Raw genomic sequence first — 21,466 nt, 5'->3', positions numbered from 1 at the left:
CTCGCGCCTGACGGGCGGCCGGTCGAGTGGGTCAGGCGGGTGGGGCGAGGCCCAGTTCGCGGTCGCCGAGGGGGGCGAAGAAGCGGTCGACGTCGGCGTCGGTGACCTCGGTGAGGGTGGCCGGGGACCAGCGCGGGGTGCGGTCCTTGTCGACGACCTGGGCGCGGATGCCCTCCACCAGGTCATGGGCGGCGAGGGAGGCGCAGGAGACGCGGTACTCCTGGTCCAGGACCCGTTCCAGGGTGCCCTGTCGGCGGGCCCGGCGCAGCGCCGCCAGCGTGACCTTCAGGGCGGTGGGCGACCTGGTGAGCAGGGTGTCCGCCGCCTCCTTCGCCGCGGGATCGCCGTGCGCGAGCAGCCGCTGGACGATCTCCTCGACGGTGTCGGCCGCGTAGCAGGCGTCGATCCACGCCCGCTGCCCGGCCAACTGCCCCTCGGGTGCCTGCCGTACCCGCCGGGCGAGTGCCTCGGGTACGGACAGGGCGGCGAGGTCGGCGACGAACGCGGGGATCGCACCGGACGGCATGCAGTGGTCGGCGAGTCCGCAGAGCACGGCGTCGGCGGCACCGATCGCGGCGCCCGTCAGGGCCAGGTGGGTGCCGAGTTCGCCGGGCGCGCGGCCGAGCAGATACGTGCCGCCGACGTCGGGCACGAAGCCGATCCCGGTCTCCGGCATGGCGATCCGCGACCGCTCGGTGGCGATCCGGACGCTGCCGTGTGCCGAGACGCCGACCCCACCGCCCATCACGATGCCGTCCATGACCGCGACGTACGGCTTGGGGTACCGGGCGATGCGGGCGTTGAGGCGGTACTCGTCCCGCCAGAACGCGGCCGCGGCCGAGCCGTCGCCGTCCCGGGCGTCGTCGTGGACTGCTCGGATGTCCCCGCCCGCGCACAGGCCGCGCTCCCCCGCGCCGGTGATGACCACGGTCCGGACGGCGGGGTCCCGTTCCCACGTGGTGAGCGCCTCGTCGATGCGGCGCACCATGGCGTGGGACAGCGCGTTGATGGCCTTCGGCCGGTTGAGCGTGAGGTGCGCGGCCCGTCCTTCGACGTGCAGCAGGACGTGTTCGTCGGCGCCGGTCATCCGGACACCTCCGCCGGGCCGCCGGCCACGATGAGGCGCATGATCTCGTCGGTTCCTTCCGGGATCGGGTGGACGCGTGGGTCACGGACGATCTTCTCGTGTCCGCCACGTCCGGAGCACGCCGGCCCGTCGCGGGGCGTCCGGCGACCTCGCCGGTCCGTGGCCGTGCGCTTCCGGCCGGTCCGGCCCGGTACCGGCCGAGCGGCCGCGCCGGGTCTCCGGTGAACCGGCAGGGAACTCTTGGTCATGGGTTTCCCTGGACGGCCGTTCGAGTACAAAGGGCTGCCTAACATGAGGCGACCGCGAACGGTACGAACCCCGGGAGCTCGGGATGGTGTTGTCCGGCCTCAGCTGGAGGTCGTTGCGTCCCTGGACGGTCGTCGGCGTCGCCGTCGTGTGCCTGGTGGCCGGAGTACTGGCGTTCACCCGCGACCCACGCCCCGCGCACGCCGGCCCGACGGCGCTGCCGCACACCACCGTCGAGGTGTCCGCCAGCCGCTGCGGCCGGGGGTGGAGCGCGCCGGTGTCCGGTGTCCAGGTCTTCGACCTGCACAATCCGACCGACGGGGCCGCCGGGGTCCTCCTGGAGGACCCCGGGAGCCGGGCCGTGTACGGCGAGGTCGAGGACATCGGCCCCGGTACGACCCGGGAGCTGACCGTCCGGCTGGGCAAGGGCGCGTACGCGTTCACGTGCGTGCCCGCCGACGCCGACGCCGTCACCGGGCCCACCGTCCGGATCGCCGGGGGCAGCAGCGGCCCGGCCGCCGCCCCGGTCACCGAGCACGACCTGATCCCGCCAGCGCTCGCCTACCAGAAGTGGGTCGGCAACGGCCTGTCCGACGTCGTACGGCTGACGACCGCCCTGCGCGCCGCGGTCGACCGCGGCGATCTGGCCGAGGCCCGCACCGCCTGGCTGCCGGCACACCTGGAGTACGAGCGGCTGGGCGCGGCGTACGACGCCTTCGGCGACGCCGACGGCGCGATCAACGGCACGGACGCGGGACTGCCCGGCGGGGTACACGACAAGGACTTCACCGGCTTCCACCGGATCGAGTACGGCTTGTGGCACGGCGAGTCCGCCGCCGGCCTGCGCGGTCCGGCCACGGACCTGGTGAAGGCCGTCACCGCACTGCGCGACGACTGGGCGCAGACCCGGATGGACCCCGCCCAGCTGGGGCTGCGGGCGCACGAGATCCTGGAGAACACGGTGCAGTTCGAGCTGACCGGCCGTACCGACTACGGCAGCGGCAGCAACCTCGCCACCGCCCGCGCCAACCTGGACGGCACCGTGGAGGTCATGTCCCGGCTGCACCCGCTGCTCGCCACCCGGTACCCGGATCTGGCCACGCTGGAGAGCGAGTTGAAGCGGGCCGGGACGGTGCTCGACGCTTTCGGGCACGGCGGCACCTGGACGCCGCCGGCGAAGCTCGGTCACCGGCAGCGCGAGGACGTCGACGCGGTCCTCGGCGACCTGGTGGAGCGGCTGGCGTCGGTGGCCACCCTGTGCGATCCGCGGAGGACGGTATGAGCGCGAACGAGACGGCCGGCAAGGGCGGGGTGGGCCGCCGCGGGTTCCTGCGCGGCGCGGCCCTCGCGGGGGCCGGGCTGGCCGCCGGCGGCGCGGCCGCCCCCGGCACGGACAGCACCGCCCCCGGCACGATCGCGCCCTTCCACGGCGCCCGCCAGCGCTCGGCGATCGCCGCGCCCCGCCGGACGACCGTGTTCACCTCCTTCGACGTCACCGCCGAGGGCCGCGCCGAGCTGACCGAGCTGCTGCACACGCTCACCGACCGCGCCCGCTTCCTGTCCTCGGGCGGCACCCCTGACCCGGCGGGGGTCACCGCGCCGCCCGCCGACTCGGGCGTCCTCGGTGGGCAACTGCCCTCCGGTGCGCTGGCGGTGACCGTCGGCGTCGGCGGCTCGCTCTTCGACGACCGGTACGGGCTCGGGAAGCTGAGACCGCGTCGGCTGACGGCGATGCCGGAGTTCCCGGACGACGACCTGCGGCCCGAGTGGTGCCACGGCGACCTCAGTGTGCAGTTGCACGCGGACGACCCGGACACCGTGCTGCACGCCCTGCGCGACATCGCCCGGCACACCCGGGGCGGGATGCAGGTCCGCTGGCGGCTGGACGGCTTCACCAGCCCGCCCCGCCCGTCCGGCACCCCGCGCAACCTGCTGGGCTTCAAGGACGGCACCGCCAACCCGGAGACCGGCAGCGCCCGGGAGATGGACCGGCTGGTGTGGGTCGGCAAGGACTCCGGCGAACCCGAGTGGGCCGTGGGCGGCAGCTACCAGGTGGTGCGGCTGATCCGGATGCTGGTGGAGTTCTGGGACCGGGTCTCGCTCAGCGAGCAGGAGCGGATGTTCGGCCGGTCGCGCGAGTCCGGAGCGCCCCTGGACGGCAACGCCGAGCACGACGCGCCCGATTACGCCGACGACCCCAAGGGCGACGTCATCCCGCTGGACGCGCACATCCGGCTGGCCAACCCGCGCACCACGGCCACCGCCGACCAGCGGCTGCTGCGCCGTGCGTACAACTACGACCGGGGCATGGACAGCAACGGCAACCTCGACATGGGGCTGCTGTTCTGCTGCTACCAGCAGGACCTCGCCCGGCAGTTCGAGACCGTGCAGAAGCGGCTGGCCGGCGAGCCGCTGGTCGACTACATCTCGCCGTTCGGCGGCGGCTACTTCTTCGCCCTGCCCGGCGTGCGGGACCGCGGCGACTGGTACGGACGCGCTCTGCTCGCCTGAGCTTGTCCGAACAACTCGTCGGCACATCCGCGAACCACATGGTCAATACACAGTCAAGTTTTGCCCCAGCATCCCTGACTCGGTGTTCATGCGCACGCCATCATGGCTCCGCCGCGGCGCCCGCAAGCGGGCGAAGCATCCCTGCCTGTACGACGCAGTGACGTTCATGCCCGGAGGGGAACCAGCATGGCCAGCACAGGAAGACGAACGGCGATGAGGAGCCTCGGCGCCCTCGCGGGGGCCGCCGCGCTCACGGTCCTCGGGGGCACCGCGCCCAGCTGGGCCGCCGAACCCGCCGGGCACGGCAGCGGGTCGTCGACCGCGACCCCGATCAAGCACGTGGTCGTGCTGTTCGACGAGAACATCTCCTTCGACCACTACTTCGCGACCTACCCGAAGGCCGCGAACACCGACGGCACGAAGTTCACGGCCTCGAAGAACACCCCGAAGGACGTCGACACCGTCGCGCACGCCGGGCTGCTGACGAAGAACCCGAACCAGTACGCGCCCAGGCGGCTCTCCCCGTCGCAGGCGATGACCTGCGACCAGAACCACTCCTACGGGCCCGAGCAGCTGGCCTACGACGGCGGCAGGGCCGACCAGTTCGTGCAGAACACCGAGGTCGACAAGTGCAGCGGCGGCCTGTTCGGCGAGCCGGGCCTCGTCATGGACTACTACGACGGCAACACCGTCACCGGTCTGTGGAACTACGCCCAGCAGTACGCCCTCAACGACCGCTCCTACAGCTCGGTCTACGGCCCGTCCACGCCCGGCGCGCTCAACCTGGCCTCGGGTCAGACGCACGGCGCGATCTCGGTGGACTCGGTCACCGGCAAGCAGACGTCGACGCCTGACTCGTACGCCATCGCCTCCCCGGACGCGAAGGGCGTCGGCACGGTCGTCAACGACCCCGACCCGGCCTACGACGACTGCTCCGACAAGGACCACACCAGCACCAGCGCGCTGGCGTCGCTGCAGGGCAGGAACATCGGCGACCTGCTCAACTCCAAGAAGGTGACCTGGGGCTGGTTCCAGGGCGGCTTCCGCCCGTCGACGGCCTACGACGGCACGTCCGGCTCCTACGCCAAGTGCGACACCGCGCACACCAACGTCGGCGGCGCCTCCGTGATCGACTACAGCCCGCACCACAACCCGTTCTCGTACTACAAGTCGACGTCCAACCCGCACCACGTGGCGCCGAAGAACGTGAACGAGATCGGTCACAACGGCCGGGCGAACCACAACTACGACCTGACCGACTTCACCGCGGCCGCCAAGGCGGGCAAGCTCCCGGCCGTCAGCTTCCTCAAGGCCGGCGAGTACCAGGACGGCCACGCGGGCTACTCCGACCCGACCGACGAGCAGCACTTCCTCGTCAACGAGATCAACACCATCCAGAGCTCGCCGCAGTGGAAGTCCACCGCGATCGTGATCGCCTACGACGACTCCGACGGCTGGTACGACCACGCCTACGCCAAGCCCCGCAACGGCTCCAAGGACACCACGGTCGGCTCCAACGGCAAGGCCCTGGACAGCGCGGCCTGCCAGTCCGGCCCGGCCGCGTCCGGTGGCTACGCCGACCGCTGCGGCCCCGGCACCCGGCTGCCGCTGCTGGTCGTCTCGCCGTACAGCAAGGTGAACAAGGTCGACCACACCCAGACCGACCAGGCCTCGATCACCCGCTTCATCGAGGACAACTGGCACACCGGCCGCGTCGGCGACCACTCCTTCGACGCGACCGCGGGCTCGCTGACGAACATGTTCGACTTCCGGCACCCGAACAACAAGCAGGTGCTGCTGAACGCGGACGGCTCGGTCAGGCACATCGGCCCGATCCGCCACGTCTCCGCGGTGAGCACCCACCTCACCCCGGGCCCGGCGATGGTGGACACGGCCGCGACGACCGACTCCGGCCGGTTCCCGGCCCTTCCGGTCAGCCTCGGTGCGGGCGCCCTGGTGGCCGTCGGCGCCACGGGCACGTACCTGACGCTCCGCCGCAGGCAGCGCACCGCCGCCTGACGCACCCCGCGTCCTGACCCGCTCGGCACGGTCCTCCTCCCCGGGCCGTGCCGCGCGGCGTCTCCATGCCCATGCACAGTCCCGCCGCTCCCTGCGGCCCGGCACCGCCGACGTCCTGCGCGAGACGGAGATCGCGCCGCGCCCGGCCTGGGTCCGGCAGCACCCGCGGCTCGCGCCGACCCTTCTGTGGGGGACGACGGACAGGTGCCGGGTCCGCCCGAGGCGGGATCGCCGGCGGGACGCGCGTGACGGGTGCCGAAGGTCTGTCCCGCGCCCCGGGCCGTCAGGGCTTCTCGTGGTGCGGCTCCGCTCCGGCGGGCGGGCCGTGCGGTTGTCGTCCGTCCTGCGGCACGGGATGCTGGGGGAGCACGGAGGGAAGCGGTGCCCATGGATCGTTTTCCGAACGCGGCCGACGTCGATTTCCACAGTCCTCTGGACCTCACCAAGGCCGCGGCCGCGGTGCTGGACGCCGACGGCCGCATCTCGGGCTGGAGCCCGTCGGCCCGGCGCCTGCTCGGGCATCCGGCCGAGGACGTGCTCGGCCGGCCGGCGGCCCTGCTGCTGGCGACGGACCCGGGACAGCGGCCCTCCTCGCTCTGCACGGCGCACCGGCCCCGCAGCACGGTCCTGGACCTGGTCTGCCGGGACGGGCGTACCCTGCGCGCGGCCGTGACCTTCAGCCCCATCGTGACCCAGGACATGGCCGCGACCGTCGTGCTCGCGGCGGAGCTGAAGGAGCTGCGCTGCTGGGAGTCCCAGCTGGCCATGTTGCAGGGGCTGGCCACCGAGTCCCCCGTGGGCCTGACGATCTTCGACACCGACATGCGGGTCGTCTGGGGGAACGTCTCCACCGATCTGGAGCTCGCGGGGGTCGCCCAGTACGTGGGCCGTCCGGCGGCGGACCTCTTCCCCGAGGGCGAGTTCATCTCCCGGCACCATCCGCCGGACGAGGACCAGATCATGGAGCACGTGCTCACGACGGGCGAACCGATCATGGGCATGCACTACCGGGGACGGGCCCCCGCCGACCCGGTGCGCGAGCACGTCTGGTCCTGCTCGTACCACCGGCTGGTGGACGCCCGGGGCGAGCCGCTGGGCCTGTTCGAGGAGTCCCTGGACATCACCGACCGCTACCGGGCCCAGGAACGGCTGTCGCTGCTCGTGCGGGCGGGCAAGCGCATCGGCGCCTCGCTGGACGTGCGCCGCACCGCCGCGGAACTCGCCGACGTGGCGGTGCCGCAGCTGGCCGACGAGGTACTGGTCGACCTCCCGCCGGCGGTCATCGAGGGCCGGCAGCCGCCGACGGGTTCGGCGCCGGGCCACAGCCTGCTGCGGATGCACGGCCGGACCCCGGAGGAGTTCCGGACCAGTCCCGTCTCCTACCCGCCGTCGTCGCCGCAGGCACTGAGCCTGGCCACCAGCCGCCCCGTCGTCGACGCCGTCCCGCCCACGTCACCGGACGGGCCCGCGCCGGACGGGCGGCGCTCCAGCCTCTTCGTCCCGCTGCTCGCCCGGGACGCGGTCCTCGGCCTCGCCACCTTCCGGCGCAGCCACAACCCGGACCCCTTCGGGCCCGAGGAGCAGACCCTTGCGGTGGAGCTGACCGAGCGGGCCGCCGTCGGCATCGACAACGCCCGCCGCTACACGAGCCAGCACGCGGCGGCCCTGGTGCTGCAGCGGAGCCTGCTGCCGCAGCACCTGCCCGAGCAGAGCGCGGTCGAGGTGGCGTACCGGTATCTGCCCGCCGACAGCCGGGTGGGCGTGGGCGGCGACTGGTTCGACCTGATCCCGCTCTCCGGAGCCCGCGTGGGGCTGACCGTCGGCGACGTGGTCGGCCACGGCGTGCACGCGGCCGCGACCATGGGCAGGCTGCGCGCCACCGTACGGACCCTGGCGCTGCTGGACCTCGACCCGGCGGAGCTGCTCACCCGCCTCGACGGCCTGGTCGCGCAGGACTCCGAGCCCGACGCGGACGACGGGCTCGGCGACGAGGCGCTCGGGGTGACCTGCCTGTACGCGATCTACGACCCGGTGAGCGGCCGCTGTGTCTGGGCGAGCGCGGGGCATCCGCCGCCGATCGTGGCCGACGCGACCGGCTCGGTGGCGCTGTCCGCGCTGGCGCCGGGTCCGCCCCTGGGGCTCGGCAGCCTGCCCTACGAGAACGTCGAGCTGAGCCTGTCCAACGGCAGCGTGGTGGCTTTCTTCACCGACGGGGTGGTGGAGGACCGGCGCACCGACATCGACAGCGGTATCGACCGTCTCGCCCATGTGCTCACCTGGCAGCGGTGCCCGCTGGAGGAGCTGTGCGACCGGGCGCTGTCGACGCTGCCGCCGGGGCCGCAGGCGGACGACGCGACCCTGCTGCTGATCCGTACCCGGCGGCTCGGGGCCGGCCAGGTGGCGGACCTGGAGCTGCCGCCCGACCCGGCGATGGTGGCGCGGGCGCGCACGGACACGGAGCGCCAGCTGGAGTCCTGGGGCCTGGCCGACCTGGCGTTCACCGCGGAACTGGTGGTGAGCGAGCTGGTCACCAACAGCATCCGGTACGCCACCGGGCCGGTGATGCTGAGGCTGATCAAGGACCGCAGCCTGCTGTGCGAGGTCTCCGACAACGCGCACACGGCACCGCACCTGCGGCGGGCCCGCCGGGACGACGAGGGCGGCCGCGGCCTGTTCCTCGTCGCCCAGATGTCGCAGCGCTGGGGTACGCGCTACACCGGGTCCGGGAAGACCATCTGGGCCGAACTGGCCATCCCCTGACCCGGGCGGGCCTAGGACCGCTCTTCCCCGGCCGCGGCCGGCACGGCCGGTGCCGGTGCCCGGTGCAGGGCGCGGGCCGGGATCACCATCAGCCACCAGTACTTGGCGAGGCCGGGTGACCAGAACGCCAGCGGGATCGCGGTCACGAAGACCAGGACGTGCAGGGCGCTGCGGCGGACCGACGCCCGCAGTTCCGCCGGGTCCGTGCCCGTCACCGCCAGCGCCGGGGCGGCCAGCAGGCGCAGGTACATCGCGCCGAGGAAGCCGAGGGACAGCGCGATCGAGCCCGAGTAGCACGCCGTGGCCGCCGCCGTCTCGCCGTACTCGCTGATCAGCTTGGTCGGAAAGGGCAGCGCCGCGGCGACCGCGAGCAGGGCGAAGTACAGGTAGAGCAGCCAGCGGTCGACGGTCGCGATCATCCGGAACAGGGCGTGCTGGGTCAGCCAGAGCACGCCGATGACGGCGAAGCTCAGCAGGTACGCGCCGATCGCGGGCAGCAACTCCCGCAGGGCGTGCGGGACTTCCGAGTCGCGCAGGCCCTCGGGGACGGTGATGTCGAGGGCGAGCAGGGTGATGGCGATGGCGAAGACGGCGTCGCCGAGCATCGACAGTCGCTCGGGACTCACGGAGATCGCGCCGCGGCGCAGGGTGAGGGGCGGGAGTTGCTCATGTGAAGGACACCAGGGGCTCGTCGGCGTGGGGACGACGACAGAGGTACCACACGACGGTGTGCGGACGGAGCGGGAAAGATCCCCGGGCTGCGCTTTGCCCCTCGGGGAAATTCCCCGCCCCTTCCGGACGGGTGTCAGCCGTCGATGCGGTGCGTGGTCCAGAACGACGTCAGGTCGGTGCTGGTCGCGGCCTGGGCCGCCGCCTTGAACTCGGCGGTGGTCGAGACGCCGTACCAGTGCGAACTGGCGTAGCTCTTCAGGAGGTTGGTCATGGCGGTGTCACCGATGAGGCGGCGCAGGTCGTGCAGGGCGCACTTGCCGTAGCCGTAGACGACGGTGGAGTAGCGCGAGGAGTGGGTGTCCCAGTAGGCCATCGAGTTGGTGATCTTCTCGGCCGACGAGGCCCAGGAGACGCTGTTCCAGCAGTTGCTGCCGGTCAGTCCCTGCGCCAGATCGGTGGCGTAGTCGGTGAACGCCTCGTCCAGCCAGGGGCTGTTGTACTCGTCGTCGCCGACGATGCCGTACCACCACTGGTGGCCGATCTCGTGGGTGAGCGCGGTGGTGCTGACGAGGTCGAGGACGAAGCCGGGTACTCCATGCCGCCGAACCAGAAGTTGTTGTCGATGACCGCGTCCAGTTCGCCGTAGGGGTAGGCCCCGAAGCGGCCGGCGTGGGCGTCGACCGCCGACTTGGCGGTGGTGAGCATGGACTGGGCGCTGGAGGAACTGATGCCCGACACCGAGTAGATGTTGACCGGCACGCCGCCCGGGGAGGTGCCGGAGATCTTGGTGAACGGCCCGGCCGCCCAGGCGAAGTCACGGGCCTTGGAGGCCGTGGCGGTGGTGACGGTACGGCCGCTGGTGCCGGGGGTGTCGACCGAGGTGCCGGTCGCCGGGACCAGGAGGCTGCTGGGATGGTCCAGGGTCACCTTGAAGTCGGCGGCCAGGGAGTAGAAGGACTCGCCGTTGTTGGTGTACGGGTCCAGGTGCCAGCCGGAGCCGTCGCGGACCGCGAGCACGGGCAGCGCGTTGCCGATCATGCTGAAGGCGCCGTCGTGGCCGAAGCGGTCGGCGCCGCTGGGCACGGTGATGCCCAGGTCGAAGCCGATCGTGGTGCTCTGGCCCTGCGCCAGCGGCGTCGGCAGGGCGACCTCCAGGGCGGTGCAGGCGACCGAGAGGGCGCCCGCGGTGCCGCCGGTGACGTTGCTGACGGTGATCGGCGGGGCCGAGCAGGTGCCGTGGTAGTTGTCCCACAGCCTGAGGTAGACCTCGCTGAGCGCGGTCGCGGAGGCGTTGGTGAAGGTCACGCTCTCGTGGCCGCTCCAGCCGGTGCCGGCGGAGTTGCTGGTCAGGCTGACGGTGTACGACGGCGCTGCGGGGGTGCGGGTGGTGTCGCCGGGCGTGCCGGCGGCCGAGGTGTCGAGGGCCACGTCGTCGACGACGAAGCTGGTCTGGAGGCTGGAGTCCTCGGTGCCGGTGAAGGCCACGGTCACGGTCTGGCCGGCGAAGGCGGACACGTCGAACGACTTCTTCACGTACCCGGTGTTCTTGTCCAGGTTCGAATAGGTCGCCAGCGTGGTACTGCCGATCTTGGCCGTGAGCTTGTCGTACGCCGTGGACGAGGTGGTCTCGGCGGTGTCGACGTGCAGCCAGAAGGAGAGCGTCGCGGCGCATCCGGAGGGGACGCTGACGCTCTGCGAGAGCGTGTCGGTATGGGTGGAGCCGGTGCCGTCCAGCCAGGCGAAGCTGGAGCCGCCGTGGGCGGACTGGCCGGAGCGGCTGGTGATCACGCTGGTCGAGGACTGCGTCCAGGGTGACGTACCGCTCTCGAAGCCGCCGTTGGCGACGACCTGGGCGGGAGTGCAGGCCGCCTGGTCGGCGGCTGACGCCGTGCTGCCGGGGAGCAGGGCCGCGGCGAGCGCCGCGATGGCCAGCGCGCTGGTGGCGAAGGCCCTGTGGGGGGTCGATCTCACACGAAACTCCTTTGCGGAGGCCGGGATCCTGGCCTGCTGAGTGGCCGCCGGTCCGGCCCGGGGTGCGCCGGCGGCGGCCATACGCGTTGCGAAGTGGTGCGAGTCGGAAGCCTGACAGATTTGACCAGGCCATGTCACTAAGGGGTTACCCTCGCGTCAGGAGTGGTGCGCGCGGCACGGGGTGGGGCCCGGGCCTCGAAGGGGGCCGGCAGGCCGCCCGCGGCCGGGACCAGGACCAGGACCAGGACCAGGACCAGGGTGAGGGCGGCGTCGCGCCACTCCGGACGTACGTGGTCCTGCGTCATGGCCGGACGTCAGTTCCGCGTCGGGGACCGACGGATCGAGGGCGGGCGGCAGCGACGACGCGGCGTCGCAGTCCCCGTGGTGGTGATGGTGCTGCAGAGTCCGCCGAGGTCGCGTGCTACGCGCTTGTCCCGGTGGGGAGTTGACCAGGCAGCCGCACAGACGGCAATGCCCGGACCGGCTCACGGGGAGCCGGCCCGGGCACAGGGCTCCGGTCGGTCGGACCACGGTCGCTCAGACCACGGTCGGTCGGACCACGGTCGCTCAGACCAGGTTCGGTCAGACCAGGTCGAACCTGTCGGCGTCGGCGACCTTCGTCCAGGCGGCCACGAAGTCCTTCACGAACTTTTCCTTGGCGTCGTCGCTCGCGTAGACCTCGGCGACGGCGCGCAGCTCGGAGTTGGAGCCGAAGACCAGGTCGGCACGGGTGCCGGTCCACTTGACCGCGCCACTCGCGTCGCGGCCCTCGAAGGTGGACTGGTCCTCGGACGTGGACTTCCAGGTCGTGCCCATGTCGAGCAGGTTGACGAAGAAGTCGTTGGTCAGCACGCCCGGCGTCTCGGTGAGGACGCCGTGCTTCGAGCCGCCCTGGTTGGCGCCGAGGACGCGCAGACCGCCGACGAGGACGGTCAGCTCGGGGGCGCTGAGGCCGAGCAGGTTGGCGCGGTCGAGGAGCAGGTACTCGGCCGGCAGGCGGTTGCCCTTGCCGAGGTAGTTGCGGAAGCCGTCCGCGGTCGGCTCCAGAGCCGCGAAGGACTCGGCGTCCGTGTGCTCGTCGGTCGCGTCGACCCGGCCCGGGGTGAAGGGCACCTCGACGTCGACACCGGCGTCCTTGGCGGCCTTCTCCACCGCGGCGGCACCGCCGAGGACGATCAGGTCGGCCAGGGAGACCTTCTTGGCACCGGTGTTGAAGTCGCGCTGGACGCCCTCCAGAACCCGCAGGACCTGGGCGAGCTCGTCCGGGTCGTTGACCTCCCAGCCGCGCTGCGGCTCCAGGCGGACGCGGGCGCCGTTGGCGCCGCCGCGCTTGTCGCTGCCGCGGAACGTCGAGGCCGACGCCCACGCCGCCTTGACCAGCTGCGAGACCGTCAGGCCCGAGTCGAGGAGCTTGGCCTTCAGAGCCGTGACGTCGGCCGCGTCGATGGCCTCGCCCTCGGCCTGCGGCAGCGGGTCCTGCCAGATCAGCGTCTCCGCCGGGACCTCCGGGCCGAGGTACAGGGACTTCGGGCCCATGTCACGGTGGGTCAGCTTGAACCAGGCGCGGGCGAAGGCGTCCGCGAACTGGTCGGGGTTCTCGTGGAAGCGGCGCGCGATCGGCTCGTAGATCGGGTCGAAGCGCAGCGACAGGTCGGTGGTGAGCATCGTGGGCAGACGCTTCTTCGACGGGTCGTGCGCGTCCGGGATGATCGCCTCGGCGTCCTTGGCCACCCACTGCTTGGCGCCGGCCGGGGACTCGGTCAGCTCCCACTCGTAGCCGAAGAGGATGCCGAAGAAGTCGTTGCTCCACTGGGTGGGCTTGGTGGTCCAGGTGACCTCCAGACCACTGGTGATGGCGTCGCCGCCCTTGCCGGTGCCGTAGGTGCTCTTCCAGCCGAGGCCCTGCTGCTCGATCGGGGCGCCCTCGGGCTCGGCGCCCACGTTCTCGGCGGGGCCGGCGCCGTGGGTCTTGCCGAAGGTGTGGCCGCCGGCGATGAGGGCGACGGTCTCCTCGTCGTTCATCGCCATCCGGCGGAAGGTCTCGCGGATGTCGCGGGCCGCGGCGATCGGGTCCGGGTTGCCGTTGGGGCCCTCGGGGTTGACGTAGATGAGGCCCATCTGGACGGCGCCGAGCGGGCTCTCCAGGTCACGGTCGCCCGTGTAGCGCTGGTCGTCGAGCCAGACCTTCTCGGGACCCCAGTAGACGTCGTCCTCCGGCTCCCAGACGTCCTCGCGGCCGCCACCGAAGCCGAAGGTCTTGAAGCCCATCGACTCCAGGGCCACGTTGCCGGTGAGGATCATGAGGTCGGCCCAGGAGATGGCCTGGCCGTACTTCTTCTTGACCGGCCACAGCAGACGGCGCGCCTTGTCCAGGTTGCCGTTGTCCGGCCAGCTGTTGAGCGGGGCGAAGCGCTGCTGGCCGGCGCCGGCGCCGCCGCGGCCGTCGGAGATGCGGTAGGTGCCGGCGCTGTGCCAGGCCATGCGGATCATCAGCGGGCCGTAGTTGCCGAAGTCGGCCGGCCACCAGTCCTGGGAGGTGGTGAGCACCTCCGCGATGTCACGTTTCACGGCGGCGAGGTCGAGGTTCTGGAACGCCTCGGCGTAGTCGAAACCCTCGTCGAGGGGGTTCGAGACAGCGGGGTTCTTGGCAAGGATCTTCAGGTTGAGCCCCTCGGGCCACCACTGGCGGTTGCCGCCGCCTTGGGTGGGGTGCGGTGCGCGGTCGTGCGCGACCGGGCACTTGCCCGCGTTCTCCTGGGCCTCAGACATGGGGGAAATCCTTCCGGAAAGGGCGGATCGACGTACTCAGGAACTACTGGATGTACTCGGGAACTACTGGACTTACTCAGGAACTACTGGCGGTGGAACAGGCGGGGCACAGGCCCCAGTAGATGACCTCGGCCTCGTCGATCGCGAAGCCGTGGTCGTCCGACGCGGTCAGGCACGGGGCGTCACCGACCGCACAGTCGACATCGGCGACGGCACCGCACGACCGGCACAGGACGTGGTGGTGGTTGTCGCCGACACGCCCCTCGAAGCGGGCCGGGCTGCCGGCCGGTTCGATGCGGCGTATGAGTTTCGCCGTGGTGAGCGCGTGCAGCGCGTCGTACACGGCTTGAAGCGATATGTGGCCCACCCGCTCGCGGACGCCCGAGGCGATCGCCTCGACGTCGAGGTGGTCCCCGTGGCGGACGGTCTCCAGCAGCGCGACGCGGGCGGCCGTCACCCGCAGGCCGGCACCGCGCAGCTCGTCGGCGGTCGTCGGGGGCTGGGAGGCGGTCATGGCGACAACCTATCGCCATAAACACGAGTGATTCAAGAAAACAAACCACTCAAGTCTGGTGGCGAACCGGCCAACGTCCGGCCGCACCCGTCACCCGCCGCCCGTCCGCCGCACGGCTTTGCCATCTCTTTACAACCCGTCCCGGTGCCGGGTCGTCTCTCCGCACGATCCGTAACTCAGCCCGCCCCGACCACGGCGGGCCGACGAAAGAGAGCGTCCTCATGCGCCGAACAGTCCTGAGCGCCACGGCACTCGCCTGCACCGCCGTCCTGGCGGGCACGGTGCCCGCGTTCGCCGACAGCTCCACCCCGCGCCCGGTCCCCACCGTGGCGCAGTCCGCCGCGGTCTCCGCCAAGCCGTCCGCCGTCCCGTCCCAGGCGCCGTCCGCCGCGCCGTCCCGGGCCTCGACCCCCGCGCCGACGCGGGACTCCCGCCAGGTCGCGGCGGTGCCGCAGGGCGCGCCCGACACCGGGGTGACGGAGCCGTCCTCGGACTCCGGCTCCGAGAACGCGCTGATCGGCGGCGGCGCGGCGGCCGTGCTCGCCGCGGGCGCGACGGTGTTCGCCGTCCGTCGCCGCCGGGCGACCGGGGCATGACCCCCCTCTCCAGGCGCACCTTGGTCACCGCCGCGACGGCCTCGCTGCTGGCGGGCTGCGCGGGCCGGACACCGGACCGGACGGCCCCGGCCGCCCACCGGAGTCCGGCGTCCTCGCCGCCCCCGGCCACGACCACGGCCGCCTCCGGCGCGCCCACCCCACTGGGCAGGTCCACGCCGGTCCGGCTGCGCATTCCGGCGATCGGGGTCGACACCCCGCTGCTGCGGCTCGGCCTGGCCGCCGACGGCACGGTGCAGGTGCCGCCGGTCACCGCGCACGACCGGGCGGGCTGGTACCGGTACTCCCCCACCCCGGGGCAGACCGGCCCGTCGGTGATCCTCGGCCATGTCACGGTCGGCGCCTACGGGGACGGGGTGTTCCGCCGGCTCGCGGAGCTGCGCCGGGGCGAGCAGGCCGTGGCGCGCCTGGAGAACGGCAGGTCGGCGGTGTTCACCGTCGACAAGGTGCGTACGGTCGCCAAGGCCGCGTTCCCGACCGAGGACGTGTACGGGGACGTGGACCGCCCGGAACTGCGGCTGATCACCTGCGGCGGTCCGCGCGGCGGCGACGGCTACCTCGACAACGTGATCGTCTTCGCCACGCTGACCGGCACCACACGCTGACCCGCCGGAACGGATGCGGGTCAGGTGGAACGCACGCCACCGGGCCCGCATCCTCCCGGACGAGCTACCCCCCCCCACGACCCTGGAGAACGTTGAAACGGTCCCGTGACACGGCGGCCTCCGAGCTGTTCGCCGCCCTCTATCCGCGCCTGGCCGGCTGGTGCCGTCGTCTGGTCGACGACGACGAGACGGCGCACGAGATCGCCTCGGAGGCCTTCACCCGGCTGTGGGCCCGGTGGACGAAGGTGGAGGAGCCGCGCGGCTTCCTCTACGTCACCGCGGCCAACCTGGTCCGGGACCACTGGCGCAAGCTGGAGCGCGAGCGCCGCGCGGTGCGCCGGGCCGGTACGGAGGCCGCGATCCGCCCGCACGCCGAACCGGCGGATCCCTCGGTACGCCTGCTGGTGCAGTCCCTGCCCGAGCGGCTGCGGGTGCCGATCCTGCTGCACTACTACGCTGACATGCCGATCCGGGAGGTGTCCGAGCTGACCGGGCGCAAGGAAGGAACCGTCAAGGCCGATCTGCACGCGGCCCGAGAACTGCTCCGCGGCCATCTGAGGAGAAGCCTTGACCACACGCTTTGACGACGAGCCCGAGTTCGACGGCCCCGACGACCCCCTGGCGGTCATCCTCCGGCCCCCGGCCGCCCACCTCGGTCCGCCACCGGGCCGCTACGAGCAGATCCGGCGCGCCGCGGGCCGCCGCCGGCTGGTCCGCACGGCGGCCGGGGCGGGGGTGACCTGTGCCGTCGCCGTCTGTGTCGCCCTGTCGCTGCACCTGACGGCGCCTGCCGCGCCGCACTCCCCCCAGGTCCCCCTCGCGCCGCCGGCTCTCAGTCCCACCGCCCCGCACCGCCCCTCGGGATCACCGACGCCGGCCACGCCCAGCCCACGTCCGAGTGTCGCGCCGACGCAGCGGGCGAGCACGCAGGCTCCCGCCCGGGGAGCGTCGGCCACTCCGTCCACCGCCCCGTCCGCGCTCCGGCACGTGCCGTCCGCGGACCGGCCGAGCGCCGCCAGGGCGGCTACCCGCTGAGCGCTGCGCGGGACGTGCCCCGTCACGTTGTCGGCCGACCGCGGCGCCGCGGCAGCTGGTCGCACAGTTCCCCGCGCCCCTTATGGGGCGCTGCCCTCGGGGCACTGCCGAGCCGAGCCGTCAACGCGGCGGCGGCCGGTGTCATCCGTCCGTGAGCCCGGCTTCCGGCGTGGCGCCGCTCCCCAAAGGCGCGGGTCAAGGCGCCACTCCGGCGGGTGCGGGGTGTGGTGGGAGGGACGGCCCGGATGGCCGAGGATGCGCCTCGGCGTTGGTGTGATGTTTCGTACGAGGCCGGAATGAAAGGCGTGGAACGGGCAACGCTCCGTTTCATGCTCCACGCGCGAACCCTCCGGCAGGTGACTCGATGACGACGGCGACCCAGGCCCCTCCGACCGCTCCGGCCGCCGCGCCGTCCACCCGCTCCCTGCCGTCCGCGCCCGCTCCCTCGCTGCCCTCCCTGACCGGGCTGAGATGGATGGCCGCGCTGCTTGTCTTCGGGCTGCACGTGCACAACTTCCGTTATTTCGGCGGCACGGGCGGTCGCATCGTGTCCTGGGGGTTCGAGGCCGGCGCCTCGGGGGTGTCGTTCTTCTTCATCCTGTCCGGGTTCGTCCTGATGTGGTCCGCGCGGCCGGGTGACCGGGCGGCACGCTTCTGGTGGCGGCGGGTCGCCCGGATCTACCCGGTGCACCTGGTCACCGTCGCCCTCGCGCTGGTCATGGTGTGCACGCTGCCCCGCCAGCCGAGGCCGACCCTGCCGCAGGGCCTGGCGGACGTGTTCCTGGTGCACTCCTGGTGGCGGCCGTGGTGGCAGACGCTGGACCCGGTCAGCTGGTCGCTGGCCTGCGAGGCCTTCTTCTACGTCGCGTTCCCGCTGCTGGCGCTGGTGCTGCGCCGCCTGGACGGGCGGGGCGCCGCGGCGCTGGCGGCGCTGGCCGTGCTGACCGTACTGGCGCTGGCCTGGACGGACGCGCACCACTGGTGGGCGCAGCCGATCAGTTCCTTCCCGGCGGCCCGGCTGCCCGAGTTCGTGCTGGGCGCGGCCACCGCCCGGCTCGTGCTGCTCGGCCGGTGGCGCGGCCCGGGCCTGGAGGCCTCGCTGGCGCTCGCGATCATCGGCTACTTCCTGGTCCCGCAGGTCACCGCCGAGTACGCGGCCATCGCGTGCACCATCACGGGCTTCGCGCTGCTCATCCCGGCGGCGGCCGTCGCGGACCTGCACGGGCTGCCCTCGCTCTGGCGGCGCCGCCGGCTGGTCCGCCTCGGCGAACTGTCGTTCGCGTTCTACATGGTCCATCTCCTGGTGCTGCGGGCGGGCACCCACCTGCTCGGTACCCGCCCGCGCTTCCACCTGTTCACCGGCGCCGCCGTCGCCGTCGCCGCGTTCACCGTCGCGCTGGGCCTGTCCTGGCTCCTCTACGAGGGCGTGGAGCGGCCCGCGCGACGGCTGCTGCTTCGGACGGCACGGCGGCGGACGGCCTAGCTACGGGAACTGGACCACCTTGGAGGGGGTCGTGCTGGTCCCCGAGGTCGGCGATCCGGTGGTGTTGACGACGTGGGCGTACTGCCCCATGCCGCCGAGGGAGATCACCAGCAGGTCGTGCATCTTGATCCCCGAGCCGGTCGGCACCTGGAAGCCGTTGGACTGGACGATCGACGGATCGGCCGTGTAGTTGCAGTAGCTGCCCAGGCCCCACGCCTCGTGGGTGGTCACGGTGTCGGCGACCCTGTAGGCCGCGTAGCCGACGACGCCGTCGTGGGTGATGGCGGCGGCGTTCGGGGCGTCGTACGCCTTCTCGTTCTGGAAGAAGATCGTGCGGCCGCGTTCGCCGTTCCAGTAGACGTCGTACTTGTTGAAGTGCTCGACGAACAGGCCGGTGGCCAGGACGTCGTTGCCGTTGACTCTGAGGCCGTAGTCGGCGCGGTTGGTGGTCCAGCCGACGCCGCTGCCGTGGTCGGCGCGCCACAGCCAGGTGTGGTCGATGATCACGTTGTTGCTGTTGACGACCACGGAGTTGGTGGCGAGGCCGGGTCCGGCGCCGCCGATGCGGACGAACACGTCCTGCATGGAGGTGGGGTTGGCGGAGTGGTCGGCCGTGGAGCCGGGGTCGCCGATCCGCAGCAGGGTGTCGGAGTTGACGGTGCCCGCGTCGATCAGGAACCCGGCCAGCTTGACGCCGTCGACGTCGGCCACGTGCAGGGCGTCGACGCCGTTGTCCGGGACCAGGGTGGCGAGGCCGAGGCCGAGCACCACGGCGTTGGCGCGGGTGACGTTGATGGTCTGGTTCAGGTGGTAGATGCCCGGGGTGAAGAGGAGGTTGAGGCCCTGGGCGAGGGCCTGGTTGATGGTGGCGGCGGTGGCGCCGGGCTTGACGACGTAGAACTGGTCCAGCGGGAGGGAGGTGCCCGCGTTGGCCGGCCAGGAGACGCCCCGCGCGTTGGTGCGCTTGGCCGGGACGAAGACCTTGTACGCGTTGCCGTCCAGGTAGAGGAACGGCTTCTCGCGCGAGACCGGGGTGTTGTCCAGCGTGGTGTATGAGCCGGTGGCGAAGTCGGTCGCGGGTGCGCCCTGGACGCCGGAGAAGGTCATGTTCCACACGCCGTTGGTCCAGCCGCCGACCGAGCTGTCGCGGGTGTACCACTGCTGCTGGGAGTACGGGCCGACCGTGCCGTCGATCTTCGAGTCGGCGATGTAGCCGCCGGAGGCCCAGCCGTAGCCGTTCGGGGCGAGGTTGAGACCGCCCTTGACGTGGATGCGGCGGAAGGGGGCCGCCTGAGCCACGGCCCACCGGTCGGTGCCGTTCGAGGGCGTGATGGCGAAGTTCTCCGCGGAACGCCAGAAGTTCTGGGTGGCGTTGCCGTTGAACCATCCGGCGTCGACCGTGACGTCACCGTTGATCTGGGTGTCGTCGGGGTTCAGGCCCAGCCCGGAGATCGAGGTGTAGAAGCCGATCTGGGCGTTGATGCCGTTGTAGGTGCCCGGCTTGAGCAGGAACTGGTAGCGGCCGGTGCCGAACTGGGCCGACTCCTGCTGGGCGAAGACGGAGTCGAACTTCGCCTGGAGGTTCGGCGTGGACGGGTCGACGACGATCACGTTGGGGCCGAGGTCGCCGCCGCCCTGGACCGGGGGCGTGCCGGTGGTGGTGCCGAAGACCTGGAACTCCCAGAGCGAGTAGCCCCACTGGGTGGCGCGGTGCACGCCCAGCATCCGGACGTAGCGGCCCTGCCCGGAGACGGTGAGGGTGTCGGTGCCGCCGTCGCCGCCGGTCACGGACTGCAGGTCGGCCCAGCTGCTGCCGTCGGAGGAGATCTGGACCTTGTAGTCCTTGCCGTAGGCGGCCTCCCAGTTGAGGACCACCTGGTTTACCTGAGCGGTGGCGCCGAGGTCGACCTGCAGCCACTGGTCGTCGGTGAAGGCGGACGACCAGCGGGTGCCGGTGTTGCCGTCCACCGCGTTCCCGGCGGCGGTCCCGGCGTTCTCCTCCGAGGAGGCGGCGGCCGTCCTGCCTTGCGACAGCGGGGTGTCGGCGGCCTGGGCCGCCGGAGCATGGACGGCGGGAAGGGCGAGCAGTGCTGCCAGGGCGGCGAGCACTGCACCCAAGGATCTCAGTCTCATCAGCGGCTCCCTGAGGTGGGCACGGGGCGCGCGCAACCGGCGTGCCCCACTGCTTAGTTCAGGATTTGATTTAAGTGGTGAGGCAACCAGTCGACAACCCTTGCGACGGTGGAATTTCCCACGACCGTGCCCCAACCCGCCTCCGCCGGGCCCTGGTTACCGGCCGAGCTGCCGGTACAGGTCGGCAGGGTCGGCCGACAGGCCCCCCTTGACCGTGCGGGTCAGTTCGTCGCCGAGCACCTCCCAGGCGTCCGCCTCGATCCCGTCGAGAGCGGCCGCGGCGATGTCCTCGGACTTCGCCTTGGCCCCCTCGACGTGGGCCGCCATGTCGGTGTCGACGTAGCCCATGTGCAGGCCGGTCACGCCGATGCCGCGCGACTGGAGCGCCAGGCGCAGGCTGTTGGTCTGCGACCACAGGGCCGCCTTGGAGGCGCTGTAGGCGCCACCGTCGGCGATCCAGGACAGGACCGAGTGCACGTTCAGGATGTGGCCGCCGCCGTTGCGCTCGATGACCGGGACGAAGGCGCGGGCGAGCAGCAGCGGGCCGTAGAAGTTGGTCTCGAACTCCTGGCGGATGTCGTCCAGCGAGGAGGTCAGGAAGCGGGTCCCGGTGGCGACCCCGGCGTTGTTGATCAGAACGGTGACGTCCTGCGCCCGCTCGGCGACCGCCGCCACGGAGTCGGGGTCGGTCACCTCCAGGGCCAGCCCGACGGCGTCGGGGTGGGTGACGGTGCGCGGGTCGCGGGCGGTCGCGTAGACCTTGCCGGCGCCGCGCGCGTACAGCTCTTCCACCAGCGCCTTTCCGACGCCTCGGCTGCCGCCGGTGACGAGGACGACGGAGTCCTTGATAGCGGTCATGACACTCACGCTCCAGACGTGTGCACAGATCGGAAACCGATCGGTTTCCTCCGGTTCCCGGCCATCGTAAACCGATCGGTTTCCAACTTCAATCGCAGGGGGCGCCACCGGGCCGCCGCCCGGACCGGATGCCCTTACGGGCAGGGCGGGTTACTCGATCCAGTTCCTTGCGTCCGACCTCTGGCTACG

Annotated in this window: 16 protein-coding genes and 1 pseudogene; 9 read left to right on the top strand and 8 right to left on the bottom strand. The window is 72.0% G+C overall.

All coding sequences use genetic code 11. From position 1 onward, the window contains the following. Positions 1-31: 31 nt before the first annotated feature. Positions 32-1,087, bottom strand: a complete 1,056-nt coding sequence (locus BLW82_RS39880; protein ID WP_093506957.1) for an enoyl-CoA hydratase/isomerase family protein — start codon at positions 1,085-1,087, stop codon at positions 32-34. Positions 1,088-1,418: 331 nt separating this feature from the next. Between BLW82_RS39880 and BLW82_RS39870 the strand changes: the two genes are divergently transcribed. From BLW82_RS39870 to BLW82_RS39855, 4 genes are all read left to right on the top strand, one after another. Next, positions 1,419-2,615, top strand: a complete 1,197-nt coding sequence (locus BLW82_RS39870) for an EfeM/EfeO family lipoprotein (RefSeq protein WP_093506954.1) — start codon at positions 1,419-1,421, stop codon at positions 2,613-2,615. Next, complete coding sequence (gene efeB / locus BLW82_RS39865; RefSeq protein WP_093506952.1) at positions 2,612-3,844, top strand: iron uptake transporter deferrochelatase/peroxidase subunit; 1,233 nt, start codon at positions 2,612-2,614, stop codon at positions 3,842-3,844. Before BLW82_RS39870 ends, efeB begins: the two co-directional genes overlap by 4 nt. 213 nt (positions 3,845-4,057) lie before the next feature. Further along, positions 4,058-5,863, top strand: a complete 1,806-nt coding sequence (locus BLW82_RS39860; protein ID WP_093506950.1) for a phospholipase C — start codon at positions 4,058-4,060, stop codon at positions 5,861-5,863. A 387-nt stretch (positions 5,864-6,250) separates the two neighbouring features. Then, the gene (locus tag BLW82_RS39855; protein WP_093506948.1) at positions 6,251-8,623 is read left to right on the top strand and encodes a SpoIIE family protein phosphatase; all 2,373 of its coding nucleotides are present in this window, start codon (positions 6,251-6,253) and stop codon (positions 8,621-8,623) included. An 11-nt stretch (positions 8,624-8,634) separates the two neighbouring features. Here BLW82_RS39855 and BLW82_RS39850 read toward each other — a convergent pair whose 3' ends face one another. The 5 genes and pseudogenes from BLW82_RS39850 to BLW82_RS39835 all read right to left on the bottom strand — a co-directional run bounded on the left by BLW82_RS39850 (position 8,635) and on the right by BLW82_RS39835 (position 14,549). Beyond that, entirely contained in the window at positions 8,635-9,249 is a 615-nt protein-coding gene (locus BLW82_RS39850; RefSeq protein ID WP_256216111.1) for a TMEM175 family protein, read from the bottom strand. Positions 9,250-9,428: 179 nt separating this feature from the next. Next, positions 9,429-11,266: pseudogene (locus tag BLW82_RS46105) on the bottom strand (M1 family aminopeptidase). Positions 11,267-11,403: 137 nt separating this feature from the next. Next, complete coding sequence (locus BLW82_RS44750; protein ID WP_177232774.1) at positions 11,404-11,571, bottom strand: hypothetical protein; 168 nt, start codon at positions 11,569-11,571, stop codon at positions 11,404-11,406. A 277-nt stretch (positions 11,572-11,848) separates the two neighbouring features. After that, positions 11,849-14,035, bottom strand: a complete 2,187-nt coding sequence (gene katG, locus BLW82_RS39840; protein ID WP_093506944.1) for a catalase/peroxidase HPI — start codon at positions 14,033-14,035, stop codon at positions 11,849-11,851. A gap of 76 nt (positions 14,036-14,111) precedes the next feature. Next, positions 14,112-14,549 carry a Fur family transcriptional regulator gene (locus BLW82_RS39835; protein ID WP_093506942.1) on the bottom strand — a complete coding sequence of 146 codons (438 nt, stop codon included), beginning with the start codon at positions 14,547-14,549 and terminating at the stop codon, positions 14,112-14,114. 221 nt (positions 14,550-14,770) lie between these two features. Between BLW82_RS39835 and BLW82_RS39830 the strand changes: the two genes are divergently transcribed. The 5 genes from BLW82_RS39830 to BLW82_RS39810 all read left to right on the top strand — a co-directional run bounded on the left by BLW82_RS39830 (position 14,771) and on the right by BLW82_RS39810 (position 18,286). Beyond that, on the top strand, positions 14,771-15,145 hold the full coding sequence (locus tag BLW82_RS39830; RefSeq protein ID WP_093506940.1) for a RodZ family helix-turn-helix domain-containing protein: 375 nt from the start codon (positions 14,771-14,773) through the stop codon (positions 15,143-15,145). After that, positions 15,142-15,768: a class F sortase gene (locus BLW82_RS39825; RefSeq protein WP_093506938.1), complete on the top strand. Its 627-nt coding sequence runs from the start codon at positions 15,142-15,144 to the stop codon at positions 15,766-15,768. Before BLW82_RS39830 ends, BLW82_RS39825 begins: the two co-directional genes overlap by 4 nt. Before the next feature lie 92 nt (positions 15,769-15,860). After that, positions 15,861-16,352: an RNA polymerase sigma factor gene (locus BLW82_RS39820; protein ID WP_093506937.1), complete on the top strand. Its 492-nt coding sequence runs from the start codon at positions 15,861-15,863 to the stop codon at positions 16,350-16,352. Beyond that, positions 16,336-16,803, top strand: a complete 468-nt coding sequence (locus tag BLW82_RS39815; protein WP_093506935.1) for a hypothetical protein — start codon at positions 16,336-16,338, stop codon at positions 16,801-16,803. Before BLW82_RS39820 ends, BLW82_RS39815 begins: the two co-directional genes overlap by 17 nt. Positions 16,804-17,167: 364 nt before the next feature. Beyond that, a complete protein-coding gene (locus BLW82_RS39810; RefSeq protein ID WP_093506933.1) occupies positions 17,168-18,286 on the top strand; it encodes an acyltransferase family protein in 1,119 nt (372 codons plus the stop codon). Here the strand turns inward: BLW82_RS39810 and BLW82_RS39805 are convergent, their stop codons facing one another. Together BLW82_RS39805 and BLW82_RS39800 are read right to left on the bottom strand one after the other, a co-directional pair. After that, positions 18,287-20,419 (bottom strand): discoidin domain-containing protein, encoded by a 2,133-nt coding sequence (locus tag BLW82_RS39805; RefSeq protein WP_093506931.1) that lies wholly within the window; start codon positions 20,417-20,419, stop codon positions 18,287-18,289. A gap of 156 nt (positions 20,420-20,575) precedes the next feature. Beyond that, entirely contained in the window at positions 20,576-21,277 is a 702-nt protein-coding gene (locus BLW82_RS39800) for an SDR family oxidoreductase (RefSeq protein ID WP_093506929.1), read from the bottom strand. Positions 21,278-21,466: the final 189 nt, after the last annotated feature.

The sequence above is a fragment of the Streptomyces sp. Ag109_O5-10 genome (assembly GCF_900105755.1).
GTDB lineage: Bacteria > Actinomycetota > Actinomycetes > Streptomycetales > Streptomycetaceae > Streptomyces.
The sequence above is the reverse complement of the archived record's forward strand: the minus strand, read 5'-3'. Positions and strand labels throughout refer to the sequence as shown.

Bases quoted from the DNA above. Each gene is read 5' to 3' on its own strand.
- BLW82_RS39880 (WP_093506957.1), bottom strand. From the start codon at position 1,087: ATGACCGGCGCCGACGAACACGTCCTGCTGCACGTCGAAGGACGGGCC.
- BLW82_RS39870 (WP_093506954.1), top strand. From the start codon at position 1,419: ATGGTGTTGTCCGGCCTCAGCTGGAGGTCGTTGCGTCCCTGGACGGTC.
- efeB (WP_093506952.1), top strand. From the start codon at position 2,612: ATGAGCGCGAACGAGACGGCCGGCAAGGGCGGGGTGGGCCGCCGCGGG.
- BLW82_RS39860 (WP_093506950.1), top strand. From the start codon at position 4,058: ATGAGGAGCCTCGGCGCCCTCGCGGGGGCCGCCGCGCTCACGGTCCTC.
- BLW82_RS39855 (WP_093506948.1), top strand. From the start codon at position 6,251: ATGGATCGTTTTCCGAACGCGGCCGACGTCGATTTCCACAGTCCTCTG.
- BLW82_RS44750 (WP_177232774.1), bottom strand. From the start codon at position 11,571: ATGACGCAGGACCACGTACGTCCGGAGTGGCGCGACGCCGCCCTCACC.
- katG (WP_093506944.1), bottom strand. From the start codon at position 14,035: ATGTCTGAGGCCCAGGAGAACGCGGGCAAGTGCCCGGTCGCGCACGAC.
- BLW82_RS39835 (WP_093506942.1), bottom strand. From the start codon at position 14,549: ATGACCGCCTCCCAGCCCCCGACGACCGCCGACGAGCTGCGCGGTGCC.
- BLW82_RS39830 (WP_093506940.1), top strand. From the start codon at position 14,771: ATGCGCCGAACAGTCCTGAGCGCCACGGCACTCGCCTGCACCGCCGTC.
- BLW82_RS39825 (WP_093506938.1), top strand. From the start codon at position 15,142: ATGACCCCCCTCTCCAGGCGCACCTTGGTCACCGCCGCGACGGCCTCG.
- BLW82_RS39810 (WP_093506933.1), top strand. From the start codon at position 17,168: ATGACGACGGCGACCCAGGCCCCTCCGACCGCTCCGGCCGCCGCGCCG.
- BLW82_RS39805 (WP_093506931.1), bottom strand. From the start codon at position 20,419: ATGAGACTGAGATCCTTGGGTGCAGTGCTCGCCGCCCTGGCAGCACTG.
- BLW82_RS39800 (WP_093506929.1), bottom strand. From the start codon at position 21,277: ATGACCGCTATCAAGGACTCCGTCGTCCTCGTCACCGGCGGCAGCCGA.